We start from the raw sequence: 21,878 nt of genomic DNA, 5'->3' as shown, positions 1-21,878 counted from the left end.
GAGGAAACCGGAGTGGATATGATGACAACGACCTCCAACTCCGGCGGCGAGCTGCCCTCGCCGGTGCGGGTGAACAACGAAGGACCGAAAGTACTGCGGGCCGGTTTCATTCCGCTCGTCGATGCATCGGTGCTGATTGCGGCGGCGGAATTCGGCTTCGCACGGAAGGAAGGCCTGACACTCGATCTCGTCAAGGACGTCTCCTGGGCGAATGTGCGCGACCGCCTGGCATTCCGCCAGTTCGACATCGCCCACATGCTGTCACCGATGCCCGTCGCCTCCATGCTCGGTCTCGGCTCCAATCCCTCACCGACCATCACGCCATTTTCGCTGGGGCGCGGCGGCAACGCAATTACGCTGTCGACGCGGCTCTTCGACAGGATGCGGAATGACGTGGGATTGCCGGAAACGGCAAGCGCGCTCGACAATGCCCGCGCCCTGGCAAAAACATTGGTAGCAATGAAGGCCCGCGGCGAGCCGCTGCCGACTTTCGGGGTCACCTACCCCTTCTCCTCGCACAATTACGAATTCCGCTACTGGCTGGCAGCCGGCGGCATCGATCCCGACAAGGATGTCAAGCTCGTGGTCGTGCCGCCGCCCATGACTTCGGATGCGCTGGCGGCCGGTGCGATCGACGGTTTCTGCGTCGGTGCGCCGTGGAACATGGTCGCTTCGGAGCGCGGCGTCGGCCGCATCGTCGCCGCCAAACAGGATATCTGGCCGTCGGCACCGGAAAAGGTGATCGGCATGCGGCCGGACTGGGCGGAAAGCCATCCGGAAACCGTTTCCCGGCTGATCGTGGCGCTCGACGCGGCAGCCCAATGGTGCGACCGGCCGGAAAATCACGATGCGCTGGCGGCAGCTCTTGCCGACCCGCGCTATATCGCTGCCCCCGTCGAAATCATTCGCCGTGTGCTCGCCGGCGAATTCAGCCTCGACGCAAAGGGTAACCGTCGCATCATCGCCGATTATTTCATGTTCCATTCCGGCTTCGCCAATTATCCCCGGCCTAGCCAGGCGCTGTGGATCTACAGCCAGATGATCCGCTGGGGACAGGCTGAGATAAGCCTTAACATGGCAAGGGCCGCAGCATCCGCTTACCGCCCGGATCTCTATCGCACGGCTCTCGGTGAGGGCAACGCACCTGAAGATGCCGATATCCGCATCGAGGGCAGTGACGAGCGCGACCGTTTCATGGACGGCCACGTCTTCGACCCGGCGAGACTGCCGGACTATGTCGCAGGTTTTGCCGTCAAAAGCGCCCTCGCCTTCGTTCCCGACGACGAGGTCTAACCGATGCCGGCCTGCACAAAACGCCAGCAAGCATCTGCCCGCCTCACGACAAGCGCACAAAATATTTGCATGAGCGGGTGGCGGCCCGAAAAACAAGCAGGCGACGCGTTTCGTAAAATATCATTTTTATTCAGTGACTTGAATGCAAATCACCAAACTGGCACGCAGCTTGCATGACCATTATAGCGCCGGTCAATGACGATCAGCGCAGAATGAGCGCGCAATAGACGCTCACGGAAGACACAGAGATTGCTCTTCGGATTGAAGAGGTAGGTTTTAGCTTGGGCAATCCGGCCAACGGATTGCCTCCAGGCAACTGGGCCAGAAGGCCCAAGAATTCGGCGTCCAACGGCGGGCGCCACCAGCAAAGCCGCTGATCAGGATATTTCGCGCGCCTCGGGTATGCGCGTCCTGACCAGCGGCTTTTTGTTTTAACCCTCAGCGATGGATCGGCACGACCTTGTCGGGCCTCGGAGAAGTTATGTCTGTCATCGAGAAAGCACAGCCAATGTCTGCCGGCGAACCAGCCAAGGCATTGTGGATCTCCACTGTAGCCTTCACCCTCTGTTTTGCCGTCTGGACGATCTTCGCGATCATCGGCATTCGCATCAAGCAGGATCTCGGCCTGAACGAGGCCGAGTTCGGATTGCTGGTCGGCACCCCCGTGCTCACCGGTTCGCTGGTGCGCATCGTCCTTGGCATCTGGACGGGCCGTTACGGCGGCCGTCTCGTCTACACGCTCACCATGCTGGCCGCCGCATTGGCAACCTTTCTGCTCTCTTACGCCCAGACCTATACGCAGATGCTGATCGCCGGCCTCGGCGTCGGCCTCGCCGGCGGCTCCTTCGCGGTCGGTGTCGCCTATGTCTCGCCTTTCTTCCCGGCGGAGAAGCAGGGGACCGCGCTCGGCATCTTCGGCGCCGGCAATGTTGGCGCGGCCGTAACCAAATTCGCAGCCCCCTTCGTGCTGATCGCATGGGGCTGGCAGGCGGTTGCGGAGATCTGGGCCGTCGGCCTGGCGCTGATGGCAATCGTCTTCTGGTTCACCACGACCGATGATCCGGCCTTCCGTCTCCGCCGCGAACGCCGCGTCGCCACCAAGAGTTTCGTCGAAGAATTCGCGCCGCTGCAGAACGTTCAGGTCTGGCGCTTCTCGCTCTACTATTTCTTCGCCTTCGGCGGCTTCGTCGCCCTGTCGCTGTGGCTGCCGCGCTACCTGGTCGGCGTCTACGGCTTCAATCTGGAAACCGCCGGCATGGTCGCCGCCGCCTACTCCATCCCGGGCAGCATCTTCCGCGCCTTCGGCGGCGTGCTGTCGGACAAGAAGGGCGCGCGCAGCGTGATGTATACGATGCTTACCGTGTCGGCCGTCGCCACCCTCATCCTTTCGCTGCCGGCTGCTTCTGGGTCCGGGACGGGTCCGGCGTTCGGCATCACCCCCGTCATCTTCATCGTCGTCATTTTCGTGCTCGGCTTCTTCATGAGCCTCGGCAAGGCTGCCGTCTACAAGCACATCCCGGCCTACTACCCCGAAAACGTCGGCGCAGTCGGCGGCGTCGTCGGGATGATGGGCGGCCTTGGCGGCTTCATCCTTCCGATCGCCTTTGGCCTCCTCAAGGACATGACTGGCCTTTGGTCCAGCTGTTTCCTGCTGCTCTTTGCGATCGTCGTGATCTCTCTCATCTGGATGCACCTGTCCGTCAAGCAACTGTCGCGCCAAGGGCACTCGGCGCCCGTGGCTGCAACCTGATCTAAGGACCTGGAAATATGACCGAAAAACTTGTCATCATCGGCAATGGCATGGCGCCCGGGCGCATGCTGGAGCACCTCTTCGAGCAGGCGCCGGGTCGCTATGAAGTTACGATCTTCAATGCCGAGCCGCGCGTCAATTACGACCGCATCATGCTGTCGCCGGTTCTCTCCGGAGAAAAGGACTACGAGCAGATCATCATTCACGGTGACGGCTGGTATATCAAGCACGGCATCATGCTCTATAAGGGCCACAAGATCGTCAATATCGATCGCGCCGCCAAGACCGTCACCTCCGACCACGGCGTCACCGAAAGCTATGATAAGCTGGTGATCGCAACCGGGTCCGTGCCTTTCATCATCCCCGTTCCCGGCAAGGATCTGCCCGGAGTCATCACCTATCGCGATCTCGACGACGTGCAGGCGATGCTGCTTGCCGCCCAGTCGCGCGAAAAGGCCGTCGTCATCGGCGGCGGCCTGCTTGGCCTGGAAGCAGCGGCCGGCCTTGCCCAGCGCGGCATGGACGTCACCGTGCTGCATGTCATGCCAACGCTGATGGAACGCCAGCTCGACCCGGCCGCCGGTTATCTGCTGCAGAAGGCGGTCGAGGAACGCGGCATCAAGGTCATCTGCAAGGCCAATACCAAGGCGATCGTCGGCAATGGCAAGGTCGAGGGCATCGAACTTGACGACGGCCGCATCATCCCGGCAACGCTGGTCGTGATGGCCGTCGGCATTCGTCCGAGTGTGGGCCTGGCGAAGGACGCCGGCATTGCGGTCAATCGCGGCATCGTCGTCGATGCCGGCATGCAGACCTCGGACGGCGATATTCTCGCGCTCGGCGAATGCGCCGAGGTGGGCGGCATGGTCTATGGCCTCGTTGCGCCACTCTATGAAATGGCCCGTATCGCCGCCTCGCATCTTTCCGGCGATCGCTCGCCCGCCTTCGTTCATGCGGATACGCCGACCAAGCTCAAGGTCACCGGCATCGAGCTTTATTCACTCGGCGATTTCGCCGACGGCGACGACCGCGAGGAGATCGTGCTGCGCGATGCCAGCGCCGGCGTCTACAAGCGCCTGGTGCTGAAGGACAATAAGATCATCGGCACCGTGCTTTACGGCGAAACCGCCGATGGTGCCTGGTTCAACGACCTGAAGAAGAAGGCAACCGATATTTCGGAGATGCGCGAGACGCTGATCTTCGGACAGGCCTATCAGGGAGGGTCGCCGCTGGACCCTATGGCGGCCGTTGCAGCCTTGCCGGATGACGCGGAGATTTGTGGCTGCAACGGCGTATGCAAGGGCAAGATCACCTCGACGATTTCAGGCAAGGGGCTGACGTCGCTCGACGATGTACGCGCCCACACAAAGGCATCCGCCTCGTGCGGCTCCTGCACCGGCCTCGTCGAACAACTCATGGCGCTGACGCTCGGCGACAGCTACAATCCGACTGCCGTACAGCCGATGTGCACCTGCACCGAACTCGGCCATGACGACGTTCGCCGGCTGATCAAGGCCAAGGGTCTGAAGAGCATCCCTGCCGTCATGCAGGAGCTCGAATGGAAGACCTCCTGCGGCTGCGCCAAATGTCGGCCGGCGCTCAACTATTACCTGGTCTGCGACTGGCCGGACGAATATGCCGACGACTACCAGTCGCGTTTCATCAATGAACGCGTGCATGCCAACATCCAGAAGGACGGCACCTACTCCGTCGTTCCGCGCATGTGGGGCGGCGTCACCAATTCGAACGAACTGCGCGCCATCGCCGATGTCGTCGACAAGTTCGAGATCCCGATGGTGAAGGTCACCGGCGGCCAGCGTATCGACCTGCTCGGCATCGAGAAGGAAGACCTGCCCGCCGTCTGGGCCGATCTCGGCAAGGCCGGCTTCGTCTCCGGCCAAGCTTATGCCAAGGGCCTGCGCACCGTAAAGACCTGCGTCGGTTCGGACTGGTGTCGCTTCGGCACGCAGGATTCCACCGGCCTCGGTATCCGCATCGAAAGGTTCATGTGGGGCTCCTGGACGCCGGCCAAGCTGAAGATGGCCGTCTCCGGCTGCCCGCGCAACTGCGCGGAAGCAACCTGCAAGGATATCGGCGTGATCTGCGTGGATTCCGGTTTCGAGATCCATTTCGCCGGTGCGGCCGGTCTCGACATCAAGGGCACGGAGGTCCTTGGTCTTGTCCGCACCGAGGACGAGGCGCTGGAGTATATCGTGGCCCTGACGCAGATGTACCGCGAGCAGGCCCGCTATCTCGAGCGCATCTACAAATGGGCCAAGCGCATCGGCCTGGAGGAAATCCGCCGCCAGATCATGGGCGATGCCGAAAAGCGCAAAGCCTATTACGAGCGCTTCGTCTTCTCCCAGAAATTTGCCCAGGTCGATCCCTGGTCGGAGCGTGTTTCCGGCAAGGACAAGCATGAGTTCAAGCCGATGGCGACGATCGGCTATCCGCAGGCTGCAGAATAAGGAGATGGACATGAACTGGATCGCAATCGGTGACATCTCCGACATCCCGCTGCGCGGGGCGCGCTGCGTGAAGACGCCGCAGGGCAAGATCGCCGTCTTCCGCACGGCCGAAAACGAGGTCTTCGCCATCGAGGATCACTGCCCGCACAAGGGCGGCCCGCTCTCCCAGGGCATCGTCCACGCCAAGTCAGTCACCTGCCCGCTGCACAACTGGGTTATCTCGCTGGAAACAGGCAAGGCGCTCGGCGCCGACGACGGCGAGGTCCGGACGATACCGGTGCTGAACGAAGACGGCAGGCTGTTCGTCGCCCTGGAAAGCCTGATGATGGCGGCGGAATAGATGGCGGCTGAGGTCAAGACCACCTGTCCCTATTGCGGTGTCGGCTGCGGCGTTCTCGCCACGGTCGACGAGGCCGGCGCAGTCAGCGTCAAAGGAGATCCGGAGCATCCTTCGAATTTCGGCCGGCTCTGCTCGAAGGGTTCAGCCCTCGCCGAAACTATCGATCTCGATGGCCGCCTTCTCCATCCCGAGATCGAAGGCAAACAGAGCGGCTGGGACGAGGCGCTTGATCTGGTCGCCCGCCGTTTTTCTGAAACGATCGCCGAACACGGGCCTGACGCCGTTGCCTTCTACGTCTCGGGCCAGTTGCTGACCGAGGATTACTATGTCGCCAATAAGCTGATGAAGGGCTTCATCGGCTCCGGCAATATCGACACCAATTCAAGGCTTTGCATGTCCTCCTCCGTGGCGGGGCATCGCCGTGCCTTCGGCGCCGATACGGTGCCCGGTACCTATGAGGATATCGAACTCGCGGATCTGGTGATCCTGACCGGCTCCAACCTCGCCTGGTGTCATCCCGTCATCTACCAGCGGCTTGCCGCCGCAAAGACGGCTCGGCCAAACATGCGGATCGTCGTCATCGATCCGCGCCGGACGATGACCTGCGACATCGCCGACCTGCATCTCGCCATCCGTCCGGACGGCGACGTTGCGCTGTTTATGGGACTGCTTGCCCATCTCGCGACCAGTCCGGCAATCGACCAGAATTATATCGGCGCCCATACCGAAGGTTTCGGCGACGCTTTTGCCGCCGCCGCCGCGCTCGATATCAACGATCTCCTGGAACGGACCGGCCTGCCGGCCATGCAGATCAGGGAGTTCTTCCGGCTGTTCGAGACGACGCCGAAGGTCGTGACCTGCTACAGCCAGGGCGTCAACCAATCTTCCTCCGGCACCGACAAGGTCAATGCCATCCTCAACTGCCATCTGGCGACCGGCCGCATCGGCCGCCCCGGCATGGGACCGTTTTCGCTGACCGGCCAGCCGAACGCCATGGGTGGGCGCGAGGTCGGCGGTCTCGCCAATATGCTTGCCGCCCATATGGCGATCGAAAATTCCGAAGACCGGGACCGTGTGCAGCGCTTCTGGAACTCGCCCGTGATCGCCGCAAAGCCCGGCCTGAAGGCGGTCGACATGTTCCAAGCCGTGGCCGACGGGCGCATCAAGGCGCTGTGGATCATGGCCACCAATCCCGTCGTCTCGATGCCGGATGCCGACAGCGTCGAAAGCGCGATCGCCGCCTGTCCCTTCGTCGTCGTGTCGGACATCCTCAAAGAAACGGATACGACCCGGCACGCAAATGTGCTTCTGCCCTCGCTCGGCTGGGGCGAGAAGGATGGCACCGTCACCAATTCCGAACGGCGCATTTCAAGGCAGCGGCCGTTTCTCGATGTCCCCGGCGATGCAAGGGCCGACTGGTGGCAGCTTGCGGAGGTCGGACGCCGCATGGGATTTGCCGCCGCCTTCGATTTTGATGCGCCGGCCGCAATCTTCGACGAACACGCCGCGCTTTCCGCCTTCGAAAATAACGGCAGCCGCGACTTCGACATCGGCGCGCGGGCCGGCTTGAGCGGCGGCGCCTATGATGAACTGTCGCCTTTCCAATGGCCGCAGGCGGCAGGGACAGAACCGAGCATCACCCGCTTCTTCGCCGAAGGTGGTTTCTTCCACCCCGATCGCAAGGCGCGCTTCGTCGCGGTCAAGCCGCCCGCAACCGATCGTACCAATGCCGAGTACCCCTTTACCCTGAATACCGGGCGCATCCGCGACCAGTGGCACACGATGACGCGAACAGGAAAGAGCGCGCGGCTTTCCGCCCATATCGCCGAACCCTTTGCCGAGATCCATCCACGCGACGCGATCGAGACCGGTATAGCAAGCGCGGGCCTCGTCGAGATCGACAGCCCGCACGGCAAGGCAATCGTCAGGGCACTGGTGACCGATCGCCAAGCCCGCGGTGGCATCTTTGCGCCGATGCACTGGAACGACCAGTTCGCCGCAAGAGCGCGAATCGACGCCGTGGTCGCGCCGATAACCGATCCCATTTCCGGTCAGCCGGCATCGAAGAACGTTGCCGTCGCCGTTCGGCCCTTTCGCGCCACCCATTACGGTTTCGCCGTCTCCGCCACAAAACCCGCCACGCCCGACGCCGCCTATTGGGCGCTGGCAAAAGCCGCCGGCGGCTGGCGGTTGGAGCTTGCTTTCGGCGAAACCGTCGAAGACTGGACGGCCTGGTGCCGGGCGGTTTTCGCCATTCCGGCCGAGATCGAACCGCTTGGTTATGCCGACCGGCAATCCGGCGACCTCAGGCTCGCCTTCTTCGATGGCGAGGTCCTGCTTGCGGCGCTGTTTCTGGCCCGCGAGCCCGTCGCAGTCGCGCGCAACTGGGCGATTTCGCAGCTCTCCGCCTCACATGGCGACCTCAGGAAACGCTTTGCGCTCGTCGCGGGTCGACCGGGAGCAGGCAGGCCGGATCCGGGCGCAACCGTCTGCTCCTGCTTCAGCGTCGGGGTTAACCAGATCGCTGCTGCCGTACGCGGCGGATGTCACAGCGTCGAGGCGGTCGGCAAGGAAACCAGCGCTGGAACCAATTGCGGCTCCTGCCGCAGCGAAATCGGCAGCATCATCGATCGCTGTCTTGCCGCAGCGGCGGAGTGAACCGCACAAAAGCAAGCAGAACGCAGCCGGAGCACTGTCAGGCCGCGTTCGGGACGATCAGCATCCTGTGATCGGAGGAGATGCGGACCGAGATCTCGTCATAGGATGAAAGCGTCGGGTGCGGCGTCTCCATCTTTTGGTGATGTGTTGTCGTGATGACCATGACATCGGCACCCGCTGCCTCGCCGGCGGTAATGCCGGCTGCGACATCCTCGAACACCAGGCAATCCTGGGTGCTGACGCCGAGGCGCTCGGCGCCGAGAATATAACATTGCGGGTCGGGCTTTCCGACCTTCACGTCCTCCGCCGTCACCATGAATTTCGGCACCGGCAAGCCTGCCGCCTCCAGCCGCCGGTGAGCAAGGCGCAACGGCGAGGAGGTGACGATCGCCCAACGATCCGGGGGCAGTGAACTCAGAAAGGTCGCGGCGCCGGGAACGGCCACGACGTCGCTGACATCGGCGATTTCGGCCTCGGTCACCAGCTTCGATTCATGTTCGGGATCGACTCCCGGCAGGTTCAGCCGGGTTATCGTGTCAATGCCGCGCGATCCATGCATCTTCGGCAAAAAGGTGGCGACATCGAGCCCGTGACGCCTTGCCCAGTCGCTCCATACACGCTCGGCCGCGCGGATCGAATTGAGGATGGTGCCGTCCATATCGAACAGGAAAGCGGCATAGGGCTTCTCGAAGCCGCGGGGCATCGGCATGGACAAAAGGCTGATCCTTCAGGGAAAGAGTCGGACGGTGGTTACTATCGCGATGAAACGGCAAATCATCGGGTTTTGCAAGCTTTCGGGGATGAGTGACGCCTCCCGACCGCCTTCACCTAAAAAGCCGCAGTACCAGAGGTGACGATCAAGTCGCAGGAAAGCCGGAGGCCGATCGGGTCGTTGCAGAGGTCGTCGGCACCATCGGCGAGTTCCAATGCGGCCGAAGCATCGGCGCGCAGGTAGGCTTGCGTAGCTGGATCGACGCGCATCGGAGCGGCGGTCCAGAGCGAGGGACGGCTGACGTCGATCGCTGAAATTTTGGCCTTGTCGTTCCTGACGGAGTAGGAGGCGACCGCCATGCCACTCAGCGTCAGGGTGAGTGCAAGTACGATCTGGAGACCCAGATCTGCGGCTTCGCGAAAGGAGATGAACATAGCGGCCTCATGCCACGGTTTTTTAGTATCTCCGCATGCAAGTAGGACATGTGCTGGCGCCGATCCAGCGACATCGCCCGTTAAGGTTTACGCATAACCATGCGGGTATGCCGTGAGGCTTGAATGCAGGTTTCGGCAAATTTCGGAACAATGATTCCATCAGGCAGTTACCGCTGGGTCATCCAAGATGAAAATCCAAGGAGGATATCCCACGTCTACGTGCCTTATCGCCGCTTCGCTGCTTGCAATCGGCATGGCGTCGTCAGCCTTTGCGCAGTCGAACCCCGATCCAATCGGGCCGACGAATGGCGGCTCGACTGATCCGAGTTCGAGGTACCTATTCATCCGACTACACCAACGATGACAACGGCATTCGTCCGGTACCCGTCTCGCCGGTCGATCCGATGACGACACAGAGCATCGGCCGACCGCAGACGATGGAGTGCCCCGGCATGCCGCAACAGATGTCCGGCGTCGACACGCGCGGCGGCCAGAGCGGCGCATCGATCAGCGAAGCCTGCCGCGAATACGACAACTAAGCGAGACCGCCGCTCTCAGAAAGGTCGGTTTACACCGGCCTTTTTTCATGCCGCCGACAGCCAGCTTTTTTCCGCCGGATGAAACTTTTGATCCGGGCGTTCCGTATATCCGTAACGGGTTGAAAAGAACACAAGCGGGGAACGGTTTCATTGGCAAAGGACGCGGCAAAACCGGTCATCCTCTGGTTTCGCAAGGACTTGCGCCTTGACGACAATCAGGCACTCACCGCCGCCCATCGCTCCGGGCGGCCGATCATCCCGCTCTATATTGGAGAACCGGCAGCAGCAGGCACCGGTCCACTGGGTGCTGCACAAGCCTGGTGGCTGCATCATTCACTGGAAGCGCTCAACAGGTCACTGCAAAAGCGGCATGGACGGCTGGTGCTGGCAAGCGGCGAGGCGCTCGAAGTGCTCCGCGCCTTTATCAAGGAAAGCGGTGCCGAAGCCGTCTTCTGGAACCGGCGCTACGATCCAGCCGGAATCTCCATCGACGCCCGTATCAAGCACGAACTGGAAAAGCAGGCGATCGAGGCAAGAAGCTTTGGCGGCCAGCTGCTGCACGAACCTTCCCGGCTGATGACCGGCAACGGCACGCCCTATCGCGTCTACACGCCATTCTGGCGCGCGCTGGAGGGCGGCGACGAACCGGAGCCGCCGCTGGAGGCGCCGGCGGAGCTGCGGCTGACATCGCAACTTCCGACATCGGAAACGTTGGAGAGCTGGAAGCTGCTTCCGACGAAGCCGGACTGGGCAGGCGATTTCGTTGATCTCTGGACACCCGGCGAAGAGGGTGCCCAGCAGAGGCTCCATGCCTTCGTTGAAGACGCGCTCGAGGGCTACAAGGAAAACCGAGACTATCCAGCGAGGCCGGCGACGTCGATGCTGTCGCCGCATCTGGCGCTGGGCGAGATATCCCCTGCCCGCATCTGGGATGCCACACGCGGCCTGTCGCAACGCGTGCCGGCAGCCGACATCGTGCATTTTCGCAAGGAGATCGCCTGGCGCGAATTTTCCTATCACCTGCTTTTCCATTTTCCGCGTCTTGCCTCTGCCAACTGGAACGATCGTTTCGACGGCCTCGAATGGTGCAACGACAGCGACGATTTCGAGGCGTGGCGCCGCGGCATGACCGGCTATCCGATCGTCGATGCCGGCATGCGCCAGCTCTGGCGCCATGGCTGGATGCACAATCGCGTGCGTATGATCGTCGCCTCCTTCCTCATCAAGGATCTGATGATCGATTGGCGGCGAGGCGAGGCCTGGTTCCGGGATACGCTTGTTGATGCCGATCCCGCCAACAATGCCGCAAGCTGGCAATGGGTGGCGGGATCGGGAGCCGATGCCTCGCCATTTTTCCGCATCTTCAATCCGGTGCTGCAGGGCGAAAAATTCGATCCCAACGGCGACTATGTCAAAACCTACGTGCCGGAGCTTCGAGAGCTCGGGGCAAAATACATCCACCGGCCGTTCGAGGCGCCGAAGAGCATGCTCGACGAGGCTGGCATCACGCTTGGCCAAACCTATCCAAGACCGATCGTCGATCACGCGAGCGCCCGCAACCGAGCGCTCGCCGCTTACAGCGCAACAAGGGATGCCGCATGAACGCACACTTCCGTCCCGCTCCACGCCGGCTGAGGATCGTCGTGATCGGCTCCGGCATTTCGGGCGCCTCCGCAGCCTGGGCACTGTGTCAGGTACATGACGTTACGCTGTATGAAAGCCAGGCGCAGGCCGGAGGCCATACGGCGACGGTCGACGTGGATTACGACGGGGTTCAAATTGCGGTCGATACCGGCTTCATCGTCTATAACGAGCAGAATTATCCCAATCTGACGGCGCTGTTTGCCGAACTCGACATCGCGACGCATGCAAGCGATATGAGCTTTTCACTCTCGCTCGACCGCGGCAGACTGGAATGGAGCGGCGGCGGATTGTCCTCGATCTTCGCGCAGAAGCGCAACCTGCTGCGGCCTTCGTTCTTGTGGATGATCCGCGAGATCCTCCGCTTCAACCGCACCTGCCTCGAAGACCGCACCGCCGGTCACCTCGCCTCGCGCTCGATCGGCGATTATCTCGACTGGCGCGGCTTCTCGCCCGGTTTCACCAACAACTATCTCGTGCCGATGGCGGCGGCGATCTGGTCGACACCATCAGCCCGCATGCTGCAGTTTCCCGCTGAGCAGTTCGTCAATTTCTTCGACAATCACCGGCTGATCTATCGCCGCCAGCACCAGTGGCGCACAGTGACCGGCGGCAGCCGCAACTATCTCGACCAACTGCTTCGGCCGCTCGGCGAACGCGTGAAACTCTCCTGCGGCGTGCGCGGGGTCATGCGCTCCGAGCGCGGCGTCACGATCATAGACGAAACGGGCGGCGAACAGTCGTTCGACAAGGTAATCTTCGCCTGCCACAGCGATCAGACAGCTCGCCTGCTCGTCGATGCCACCGATCGGGAAAGCAGGCTGTTTGCTGCCATTCCCTACCAGCCGAACCGCGTCGTCCTGCATCGCGACCAATCGCTGATGCCGCAGCGGCGCAAGGTTTGGGCCTCATGGAACTATCTGCGTTCGAGCCGTGAAGGCGGAAACGCGGACGTCGCGGTGACTTACTGGATGAACCGGCTGCAGGGCATCGACGAGAAATTCCCGCTGTTCGTCACCCTCAATCCCGACCGCGAGCCGGCCCCCCATAAGGTTTTTGCCGAATTCACCTATGAACATCCGCAATTTTCGGCGGAAGCCATGGGCGCGCAACAAGCGCTCACGACCATCCAAGGACAGAATAATTGCCATTTCGCGGGCGCCTGGACTGGGTACGGATTCCACGAAGATGGTCTCGCTTCCGGTCTGGCGGCGGCAGAGGCCTTGGGCGGGATCATACCCTGGCGAACGGCCCGAACCTCCCGACAACCTCAACCGGATGCGGCGGCATGACAGGGCGCGGCGAAAAACGTGGCATGAACGCGGTGGCCAACGGTGCGCCACCGAATGCTGCGGCGGCGCTCTATGTCGGCGAGATCATGCATCAACGCATGAAGCCGTTCGGCCATCGCTTCCGCTACCGTGTCTTCTCGCTGCTTGTCGATCTCGACAGGCTGGACGAGGCCGGCGGGCTGTCGGTGCTGTTTTCCGTCAACAGGCGCAATCTCGTCTCGTTTCACGAGAAGGACCATGCCGACATCGGGGACACGTCGCTGAGCGCCTATGCCGACCGGCTGCTCGCCGAGGCAGGGCTCGACCGCGCGGACAGGATCCTGCTCGTCTGCTATCCCCGAATTCTCGGCTATGTCTTCAACCCGCTTTCCGTTTATCACGCCTATGATGCCGCTGGCACGCTCGTCGCGATGATCTACGAAGTGCGCAATACTTTCGGCGAGCGGCACAGCTATATCTGTCCGGTCGGCCATGGCGAGATGTCGGAAAGCGGGCTTCGCCAGAGCTGCGACAAGCTCTTCCATGTCTCGCCCTTCATCGGTATGGCGGCGCATTATCATTTCCGCATGCTGCCGCCCGGCGCCGAAATCCGTTGGCGCATCCTGGAAAACGACAGCGAAGGCCCGCTTCTCTCGGCGACATTTTCCGGACGGCAGGTGCCGTTGACCAGCGCCTCGCTGCTGGGGTTGACGGCGCGCATCCCCTTCCTCACCTTCAAGATCATCGCCTGCATTCATTGGGAAGCGCTGAAATTGTGGCTGAAAGGCGCGCGCTACGTCAGGCGTCCGGCGCCTCCGCCAGAAGTCAGCATCCGGCAACCCCTCCCGCTTGCGGACGCGGCGGAATGACATTACAGCGCTGCGCGTCTTTTCAGACGCGCAAAGGACGCTGTAACGCTTTGAACTGCTGCATAATTTTATCCGCAAATCGGTTCCGATTTACGGAATTATGCAGTAGCCTTCGGTGCAATAGCCGGGGGTCGGTCGAGCGCATCGTCGCGGATGTGTAAGCATCTCTAACCGGCAAGAGAATACTGGAGGAGGAGAGATGAGCAAGGCGCAGGACTGGAATCTGCTGGCCCGCGACGCGGTGACGCTGACGGGGGAAAACATATCTCGTCTGGTGAAGGGCCTGCCCTTCAAGGCGAAGTTGGCGTTGCGCGGGCTTCTGCGCATGCAGCACGGCTCGCTTGCCGTTACTCTCCCCGACGGTCGCAAGCTGCTGGTGGAGGGCAAGCAGCCTGGGCCGAAGGCGGCGCTCAGCCTCAACAACTGGAATCTTGCCTATCGGGCGCTGACGAGCGGAACGATCGGGGTCGCCGAAACCTATATGGACGGCGACTGGGACAGCCCCGACATCACCGCCTTCCTCGAACTCTTCCTCGTCAACGGCGAGGCCGCGCACAGCTATGCCAATGGCAAGGGCGGCCTTGGCCGCCTCTTTGAGCGCCTCCGCCATTGGATGAACACCAATACCAAGACGGGCTCGAAGCGCAACATTTCCGCCCATTACGATCTCGGTAACGATTTCTACAAGGAATGGCTCGATCCGAGCATGACCTATTCCTCAGCGCTCTATTCCACGGGCGCCAACGATCTTCAATCGGCCCAGAACGCCAAATACCGGGCGCTCGCCGAGGCAACCGGCATCGGGCCTGGCGATCACGTGCTGGAGATCGGTTGCGGTTGGGGCGGTTTTGCCGAATTTGCCGCAAGTGAGCTGAACTGCAAGGTGACCGGGCTGACGATTAGCCGCGAGCAGCTCGCCTTTGCCCAAGAACGTATCCACAAGGCCGGCCTCGACGACCGCGTGGAATTCCGCTTCCAGGATTACCGCGATGAAGCAGGGCTCTATGACCGGATCGTCTCGATCGAGATGTTCGAAGCGGTCGGCGAGAAATACTGGCCGTCCTATTTCTCCAAACTCAGGCAATGTCTGAAGCCGGGCGGCAAGGCTGGGCTGCAGATCATCACGATCAAGGATGAGTCCTTCGACCAGTATCGCAGCAACCCCGACTTCATCCAGAAATACGTCTTTCCCGGCGGCATGCTGCCGACGCGCAACCATCTGGCCGAACTCGCCAGCAAGGTCGATCTGTCGCTGGTCAAGGATTTCGGCTTCGGGCTCGACTACGCCCGCACGCTTGCCGAATGGCGCGAACGTTTCTGGTCGGTCTGGGAACGCATCCGCCCGATGGGCTTCGACGAGCGTTTCAAGCGGCTCTGGGAATTCTATCTGTTCTATTGCGAGGCCGGCTTCCGTGCCCGCAATATCGATGTGCGCCAGGTCGTGTTCTCGCGCCGTTGATCATTCCGCGGCATGCGGTGTCACCGGGTGGCGACCAGCCGATGGCGGCCGCTCCCGCCAGCCGGTCACGCGATTCACCAGTGTGAAATAAACGCTGTAGGGGAGCAGGCGCGCGAGCTTCAGCATGGTGGTGAAGCGCTTCGGAAACGTGATCTCGAATGTCTGCGATTTCAACCCGGCGGCAATCTCCCGGGCGGCCTCCTCGACCGATACCAGAGACGGCATCGGAAAGGCATTCTTCCTCGTTGCCGGCGTATCGACGAAGCCCGGGCAGACCAGCTGGATGCGGATGCCCATCTTGTCGAGATCGAATTTCAGACTTTCGGCCATATTGATCAGCGCCGCCTTGGTGGCGCCATAGGCGGCCCCCGTCGGCAGGCCACCATAGCCGGTGACGGAGGAAACGATGGCGATCTGTCCCTGCCCTTTCGCCTTCATATGGCGGATCGCCGGCAGCAGGCAGTTGACGACGCCGGAGAGGTTGACGGCAAAGCTCTTCTCGAAATCGGCGCGGTTCAGATCCTCGGCATGAACAGGCAGGTAGACGCCGGCATTGAGGATCGCCATGGCGAGCGTGCCGTGCTCATATTCGATCGAGGCCATGACATGCTCCATGTCCTCGGCATCGGTGACGTCGCCGTCGAGCACAATGATACTGCCCGAAAGGCCATTGGCCTCGGCTTGCAGTTCGACCAGCTTTTCGTGGCTTCTGGCGGTGACGGCGACCTTGTATCCTTCGCCGGCGAGCTTTAACGCAAGCGCCCGGCCGATGCCTGAACTTGCGCCCGAAATCCAGACGATTCCATGTTCGGGATGGGCAATGAAATCACGCATGACATGTTCCTCCGGGCTGCCTGATCAAATGCGAAAACAGGTCCGGAAGTTCCTCAACCCCTCCGGATTTACGGCTCTATCACACCATTGTGGCTGCTTTCAGCCGAGCAGGTCGCCGATCATCTGACGAAAGGATCCGGTGAGCTTGACCGGTCCGTCCGAGACGGCAAAGGCGATGCAAGGCCTGTCCTTTTCGGCAACCGGCCGGTGGTCGACCGTCTCGTCGGCGATGGAGATGTCGCCGGGGCCGAAACGGCCGCGTACATCGTTGAAGGCGCCGTCGAGAATGAGGATCAGCTCCATGCCTTTATGGGTGTGCGCCGGCAAGGCGCGGCCAGCCCGGATCCACATCAGGCTGACCTCGCAGCCGTCCATGTCGAGCGAATATTCCTTGAAACCGGGCAACCGCCGGCGCCAGGGCACATCGTCGGCCTCGAAGCCCAAGAGGGCGCGCAACGCTTGCGGAAACAGCGCGTTTTCCGGTCGCGCGACCGTCCGTGGCGCCGGGACGAGAGACGCAGAGGAAAAGATCGCCGCAAGCCGCCCGTTGCGATCGGCAATGGCGGCTTCAGGCGCGTTTTCCAGAGCTTCGCCTGCCAGCAGCTCGAGGCTGTTCACCAGGCTGCGATTGTCCGGTTTCATTTCGAGATGAGACTGCACCAGCACACGCGCCGGCTCGGGCAAGGAGCCGGCAACATAATGCGCCATCAATGCATCGATCGTGTCGATCTGCTCGTGAACCATGTCGGTTTCGGTCACGCCCTGTTGCCGCGTTCCGTTTTCGCTTTGTCGTCATCCGTACGGGGAAAGTCAATCTTCGGATCACCCCTCACACGGCGGGATTGCGGGCCATGCGTCATTTCGGAGGAGGAAAGCCAAATTTTATCGCGGCCGACAGAGGTGTGGAATAGCTTTTCTTGCCAACTCAGCCTTGTGAAGGGAAAAGACCGTTCCTAAAGTAAGAGTTCGAATAGAGGCAGATTCTATGACCTTCCACCCCTCCGTCCTTGAAGCCATCGGCAACACGCCCCTGATCAAACTCAAGGGTGCCTCAGAGGCGACCGGCTGCACCATTCTCGGCAAGGCGGAGTTCCTGAACCCCGGCCAGTCGGTCAAGGATCGCGCCGCGCTCTACATCATCCGCGACGCAGAGCGGAAGGGATTGCTTCGTCCGGGCGGCGTCATCGTCGAGGGCACGGCCGGCAATACCGGCATCGGGCTGACGCTGGTCGCCAAGGCGCTCGGTTATCGCACCGTCATCGTCATCCCGGAAACGCAGAGCCAGGAAAAGAAGGACGCGCTGAAGCTGCTCGGCGCCGAACTCGTCGAAGTGCCCGCCGTTCCCTACAAGAACCCGAACAACTACGTGAAGGTGTCCGGGCGGTTGGCAGAGCAATTGGCGAAGACCGAGCCGAACGGGGCGATCTGGGCAAACCAGTTCGACAACGTCGCCAACCGCCAGGCGCATGTCGAAACGACGGCAAAAGAAATCTGGCAAGACACCGACGGCAAGGTCGACGGCTTTATCTGCTCGGTCGGTTCCGGCGGCACACTGGCAGGGGTGGCTGCGGGCCTCAAGGCTTTCAAGGCAGACGTCAAGATCGGCATCGCCGATCCCGACGGCGCCGCACTCTATGAATTCTACCAGAACGGCGCGCTGAAATCCGAGGGATCCTCGATCACCGAGGGCATCGGCCAGGGCCGCATCACCGCCAATCTCGAGGGTTTCACGCCTGACTATGCCTATCGGATTCCGGATGCCGAAGCGCTTCCCTATCTCTTCGACCTCGTCGAGAACGAGGGCCTCTGCCTCGGCGGCTCGACGGCGATCAACATTGCCGGCGCGGTCAACCTCGCCCGGGATCTCGGACCTGGTCACACGGTGGTGACGATCCTCTGCGATTACGGCAACCGCTATCAGTCGAAGCTCTTCAACCCGGATTTCCTGACGTCGAAGGGGCTGCCCGTTCCGGGCTGGATGGCCAAATCATCAGATATCCACGTTCCCTACGAGCCCGTGTGAGACGCCATGCCCGTCAATGCCCTTTATCGTGACGACTTCTATCTCTCGACGTGCGAGGCGGTCGTCACCGCCGTTCACGAAGACGGGGGCATCGAACTGGACCAGACCTGCTTCTATGCCACATCAGGCGGCCAGCCCGGCGACACCGGAGAGCTCGAGCGCGCCGACGGCAGCAAGATCGCGCTCGGCCAGACGAAACATGGTCCGAGCAAGGATGTCATCATCCACGTGCCGCTCGAAGGTGCGCCACGGCCCGTGCTCGGCGAGACGCTGGTGCTGCATGTCGACTGGCCGCGCCGCTACAGGTTGATGCGCATGCACACGGCCTGCCACCTGCTTTCCGTCGTCTGCTCCTATCCGATCACCGGGGCTGCCGTCGGCGAGGAAGAAAGCCGCGTCGACTTCGACATGATCGAGACGATCGACAAGGACGAGGTGACGGCCAAGCTGATGGAACTGGTCGAGCAGAACCATCCTGTCACTCTGCAATGGATCACCGACGAGGAGCTTGTGGTCAATCCCGATATCGTCAAGTCGAAAAACGTCCGCCCGCCGATGGGGCTCGGGCGCGTCAGCCTCGTGTGCATCGGCGAGAACTCCTCGATTGACAGCCAACCCTGCGGCGGCACACATGTCTCCGAGACTCAGGAAGTCGGCCGGATCCTTATCGCCAAGATCGAGAAGAAGGGCAAAGAGAACCGGCGCTTCCGCATCCGCTTCGGCACGCCCGGCGACGAAGCTTGACCATCAAGGGAGACCATCATGAGTGAGACCAAGAGCCGTTTCGTCGTTTCGGCCGACTGGCTGCAGTCCGAGCTTGGCAAAGCTGACCTGCGGGTGCTGGACGCCTCCTTTTATCTGCCGGCGCAGAAGCGCGATGCCGATGCCGAATATGCGGCCGGCCATATTCCCGGCGCCATCCGTTTCGACCAAGACAAGATCGCCGACCATTCGACGTCGCTGCCGCACACGATCCCCTCGCCCGACTATTTCGCCGCCGAAGTCGGCCGGCTCGGCATCAACGAGAATGATCGGATCGTCGTTTATGATGGCATCGGCCTGTTCGCCTCGCCGCGCGTCTGGTGGCTGTTCCGGGTGATGGGCGCGAAAAATGTCTTCGTGCTCGATGGCGGTCTCGACGGCTGGAAGGCCGAGGGCCGTCCGCTTGAAACCACGGCGCCCAATCCTGCGCCGGCGACCTTCACGCCGCATTTCGATGAAAGCCGCGTGGTGACGCTTGATACGATGCGCGACATCGTCTCCAGCGGCGCGATGCAGATCGCCGATGCCCGCAGCGCCGGCCGCTTCGCAGCCGCCGAACCCGAACCGCGTGCCGGCATGCGCTCCGGCCATATGCCTGGCGCCCGCAGCCTGCCCTCCGGCGCCTTCGCCAGCCAGGGCCGATTCAAGTCGCTGCCCGAACTCAGGCAGACGATCGAGGATGCCGGCATCGATCTGTCCAAGCCTGTCGTCACCTCCTGCGGCTCGGGAATCACCGCCGCGATCATCACGCTGGCGCTGGAATCGCTCGGCCATCACGACAACAAGCTTTATGACGGCTCGTGGAGCGAATGGGGCAGTCGTGACGATACGCCCATCGTCACCGGTCCGCCGACGCCGGTCAAAGTCTGATCGCCATGGGAAAGGCACCCGCTTCGCTGAAAGCTCACATCACCCGGCTCGAAATGACGGCGCCGCCGAAGGCGAGCATGCCGGTGCCCGTCAATATCCAGACGGCGATCATGCGCACTCCCGAGATCCCATTGCCGTTCTACCGCTATCTCTACCGGCAGGTGGGTGCGCGCTGGCAATGGGTGGACCGGTTGCGCATGAGCGACGAGCAGCTTGCCGAGACGCTGAACGACAAGCGCAACAATATCAGCGTTCTTTACGTGAACGGCGCGCCCGCCGGCTTCTACGAATATTTCTGCGAAGACGAGGATATGATCGAGCTCAGCCATTTCGGCCTGATCGAACATGCGCTCGGTCTCGGCATCGGCAAATGGTTCCTGCTGCAGGCGCTCTATGCCATCTGGTCGCTCAATCCGAAGCGGGTCACCACCACCACCAACAACCTCGACCATCCGCGCGCGCTGCAGCTCTACCAGATGTACGGCTTCTCCCCCGTCTCGACCGGCACCGGCATCGTCCGGCCGCTCAGCGACAAGGAGCTTCTGGAGATTGCGCGGAAAAGCTGACGGCTTCTTTCCCGACGTAAGTGGAGGCGACTAACGCTGCGTCAGGCTGTTCGGGCGGCGCGGATCGTTGCGGCGCTCGAAATCGAGCGTGCGGCCCGACTGTTCCTTCAGTTCCGCCACTTCCCGCCGCAGAGCCCTGAGCTCTTCCAGTATTTCCGCATTCTGTTGCGCCAGCAGCGCGAGATCGACATCGGGCATGGGCTTTTTCCTTTTCGTCATGCAGTTTTGCGGAATCCGATAGCAAATGCCAGCCATGTCGGCTTAGCCCAAAGCCGAGATTCACGCTGAGCGGAAATCACCAATAAAGCACGGGGGACTGTCGCCGTACCGGCCGCCGGTGATCAGCCATGCGCGCGAATCGAATTGAACTCCGTGGGGCGTCTGGTGCGCCTCCAGCATGTCGAGCAGCCGCGCTCGTATTTCGGCTGTCGTGGCGGGACGATCGAGGGCGTTCTTCACATTTTCAAATGTCTGAATCGTCACCAATGCAGTCTCGGGATCCGGACCGTAGAACACAGGCTCGTTGATTTCACGAAACTCGATGGCAGTGAATCCTGCCGTTTCGAGCAGTCCGGACGTTACCGAGGTTTCGCTCAGCGAAAAGGCTTTGCCGGCCGCAACCGGACCGGTTGAATCCGGATCAAGCGCCTCATGTATAGCGGTCGCCCACTCATTGTGGTCTCTGCCCTGCCAGACCATGAAAATGAAACGCCCGCCCGGGCGTACGGCGTTGGCGATATTGGCGAAAGCCACCGCCGGATCGGCGAAGAACATGACGCCAAATCGACTGATGCAAAGGTCGAATTCCCCTTTTGCGAAGTGATAGTTCTGTGCATCCGCCAGTTCGAACGTCGCATTGGGTAATCCCTCCTCGGCGCTGCGCCGGCGGGCAATCTCCAGCATCGTGGCGGACAGGTCTATCCCGTGCGCCCGTCCTGCTTCCGCAGCGCGAGCGGCGTCACGTGTGGTTTGTCCGGCGCCGCAACCGACATCGAGAACACGATCAGACCGCCCGACCGCGGCGGTGACCCGAAAATGCGCGTTGTGAAGAGCAAGCTCGGCATCATAGAAGTCCGCGAAGTTCAATGCTGCTTCTTCAGCCACCATCTGTCCCTCCAAACCGAAATTCGTGATGGGTTAGCCACCCAGGCAGCGTACCCTCTCAAAACCGAGCAGCGGCCCGACCATGTGCCACCCGATCGTGTACCACGGTATGAAGACGGCAAACATACCCGGCGCCGCGACGAGAGACACGATCGAGGCGACGACAGGCTGCCGCGAGAAGAAAGCTGGTCCATGACAGGCCTCGACCCGCTTGGGGGTGACCCGTGGTGACCTGCTTTTGGCGAATTCCCGCAGTGTCTGAGTTTACGAGGAGCGTGGGAGCGT

The 21,878-nt window shown here is 61.7% G+C and carries 19 protein-coding genes and 1 pseudogene; 14 read left to right on the top strand and 6 right to left on the bottom strand.

Annotated features, from left to right (window positions below; genetic code table 11):
• Positions 1 to 12 precede the first annotated feature (12 nt).
• From RL_RS10340 to RL_RS10320, 5 genes are all read left to right on the top strand, one after another.
• Positions 13 to 1,293, top strand: a complete 1,281-nt coding sequence (locus RL_RS10340) for a CmpA/NrtA family ABC transporter substrate-binding protein (protein WP_011651610.1) — start codon at positions 13 to 15, stop codon at positions 1,291 to 1,293.
• Positions 1,294 to 1,774: 481 nt separating this feature from the next.
• Positions 1,775 to 3,043, top strand: a complete 1,269-nt coding sequence (locus RL_RS10335) for an MFS transporter (protein ID WP_011651609.1) — start codon at positions 1,775 to 1,777, stop codon at positions 3,041 to 3,043.
• Positions 3,044 to 3,060: 17 nt separating this feature from the next.
• A complete protein-coding gene (gene nirB, locus RL_RS10330) occupies positions 3,061 to 5,511 on the top strand; it encodes a nitrite reductase large subunit NirB (RefSeq protein WP_011651608.1) in 2,451 nt (816 codons plus the stop codon).
• Positions 5,512 to 5,515: 4 nt separating this feature from the next.
• Positions 5,516 to 5,851 carry a nitrite reductase small subunit NirD gene (gene nirD, locus RL_RS10325; protein WP_011651607.1) on the top strand — a complete coding sequence of 112 codons (336 nt, stop codon included), beginning with the start codon at positions 5,516 to 5,518 and terminating at the stop codon, positions 5,849 to 5,851.
• The gene (locus tag RL_RS10320) at positions 5,852 to 8,509 is read left to right on the top strand and encodes a nitrate reductase (RefSeq protein ID WP_011651606.1); all 2,658 of its coding nucleotides are present in this window, start codon (positions 5,852 to 5,854) and stop codon (positions 8,507 to 8,509) included. It begins immediately after the preceding gene.
• Positions 8,510 to 8,546: 37 nt separating this feature from the next.
• Here RL_RS10320 and RL_RS10315 read toward each other — a convergent pair whose 3' ends face one another.
• Positions 8,547 to 9,224, bottom strand: coding sequence for an HAD family hydrolase (locus RL_RS10315; protein ID WP_011651605.1), 678 nt, complete (start codon positions 9,222 to 9,224; stop codon positions 8,547 to 8,549).
• A 113-nt stretch (positions 9,225 to 9,337) separates the two neighbouring features.
• Positions 9,338 to 9,655 carry a hypothetical protein gene (locus tag RL_RS10310; RefSeq protein WP_011651604.1) on the bottom strand — a complete coding sequence of 106 codons (318 nt, stop codon included), beginning with the start codon at positions 9,653 to 9,655 and terminating at the stop codon, positions 9,338 to 9,340.
• Positions 9,656 to 9,842: 187 nt separating this feature from the next.
• On the opposite strand from RL_RS10310, the pseudogene RL_RS10305 reads away from it, so the two are divergent.
• From RL_RS10305 to RL_RS10285, 5 genes and pseudogenes are all read left to right on the top strand, one after another.
• Positions 9,843 to 10,194: pseudogene (locus tag RL_RS10305) on the top strand (hypothetical protein).
• A 150-nt stretch (positions 10,195 to 10,344) separates the two neighbouring features.
• Complete coding sequence (locus tag RL_RS10300) at positions 10,345 to 11,796, top strand: cryptochrome/photolyase family protein (protein WP_011651602.1); 1,452 nt, start codon at positions 10,345 to 10,347, stop codon at positions 11,794 to 11,796.
• The gene (locus RL_RS10295) at positions 11,793 to 13,127 is read left to right on the top strand and encodes an NAD(P)/FAD-dependent oxidoreductase (RefSeq protein ID WP_011651601.1); all 1,335 of its coding nucleotides are present in this window, start codon (positions 11,793 to 11,795) and stop codon (positions 13,125 to 13,127) included. The genes RL_RS10300 and RL_RS10295 overlap by 4 nt, the downstream gene beginning before the upstream one ends.
• A complete protein-coding gene (locus RL_RS10290) occupies positions 13,124 to 13,975 on the top strand; it encodes a DUF1365 domain-containing protein (RefSeq protein ID WP_011651600.1) in 852 nt (283 codons plus the stop codon). The genes RL_RS10295 and RL_RS10290 overlap by 4 nt, the downstream gene beginning before the upstream one ends.
• A 199-nt stretch (positions 13,976 to 14,174) precedes the next feature.
• Complete coding sequence (locus tag RL_RS10285) at positions 14,175 to 15,434, top strand: SAM-dependent methyltransferase (RefSeq protein WP_028742113.1); 1,260 nt, start codon at positions 14,175 to 14,177, stop codon at positions 15,432 to 15,434.
• Here the strand turns inward: RL_RS10285 and RL_RS10280 are convergent, their stop codons facing one another.
• Complete coding sequence (locus tag RL_RS10280) at positions 15,435 to 16,268, bottom strand: SDR family NAD(P)-dependent oxidoreductase (RefSeq protein WP_011651598.1); 834 nt, start codon at positions 16,266 to 16,268, stop codon at positions 15,435 to 15,437.
• Between the two features lie 99 nt (positions 16,269 to 16,367).
• The gene (locus RL_RS10275; protein ID WP_011651597.1) at positions 16,368 to 17,027 is read right to left on the bottom strand and encodes a ChrR family anti-sigma-E factor; all 660 of its coding nucleotides are present in this window, start codon (positions 17,025 to 17,027) and stop codon (positions 16,368 to 16,370) included.
• A 226-nt stretch (positions 17,028 to 17,253) separates the two neighbouring features.
• On the opposite strand from RL_RS10275, the gene RL_RS10270 reads away from it, so the two are divergent.
• From RL_RS10270 to RL_RS10255, 4 genes are read left to right on the top strand one after another with little or no spacing between them, the layout of a single operon-like run.
• Positions 17,254 to 18,291 carry a cysteine synthase A gene (locus tag RL_RS10270; RefSeq protein WP_011651596.1) on the top strand — a complete coding sequence of 346 codons (1,038 nt, stop codon included), beginning with the start codon at positions 17,254 to 17,256 and terminating at the stop codon, positions 18,289 to 18,291.
• 6 nt (positions 18,292 to 18,297) lie between these two features.
• Positions 18,298 to 19,035, top strand: a complete 738-nt coding sequence (locus tag RL_RS10265) for an alanyl-tRNA editing protein (protein ID WP_041936282.1) — start codon at positions 18,298 to 18,300, stop codon at positions 19,033 to 19,035.
• 18 nt (positions 19,036 to 19,053) lie between these two features.
• Entirely contained in the window at positions 19,054 to 19,923 is an 870-nt protein-coding gene (gene sseA, locus RL_RS10260; protein WP_011651595.1) for a 3-mercaptopyruvate sulfurtransferase, read from the top strand.
• A gap of 5 nt (positions 19,924 to 19,928) precedes the next feature.
• Positions 19,929 to 20,489 (top strand): GNAT family N-acetyltransferase, encoded by a 561-nt coding sequence (locus RL_RS10255; RefSeq protein ID WP_011651594.1) that lies wholly within the window; start codon positions 19,929 to 19,931, stop codon positions 20,487 to 20,489.
• A 30-nt stretch (positions 20,490 to 20,519) separates the two neighbouring features.
• Here the strand turns inward: RL_RS10255 and RL_RS36900 are convergent, their stop codons facing one another.
• Positions 20,520 to 20,687: a hypothetical protein gene (locus tag RL_RS36900; protein WP_165402793.1), complete on the bottom strand. Its 168-nt coding sequence runs from the start codon at positions 20,685 to 20,687 to the stop codon at positions 20,520 to 20,522.
• A gap of 81 nt (positions 20,688 to 20,768) precedes the next feature.
• Entirely contained in the window at positions 20,769 to 21,596 is an 828-nt protein-coding gene (locus RL_RS10250) for a class I SAM-dependent methyltransferase (RefSeq protein ID WP_041936281.1), read from the bottom strand.
• Positions 21,597 to 21,878 lie beyond the last annotated feature (282 nt).

The organism is Rhizobium johnstonii 3841, assembly GCF_000009265.1.
In the GTDB taxonomy this organism is placed as follows: Bacteria; Pseudomonadota; Alphaproteobacteria; order Rhizobiales; family Rhizobiaceae; genus Rhizobium; species Rhizobium acaciae.
Note: the sequence above shows the minus strand (reverse complement) of the source record. Positions and strands in the feature narration are given on the sequence as shown.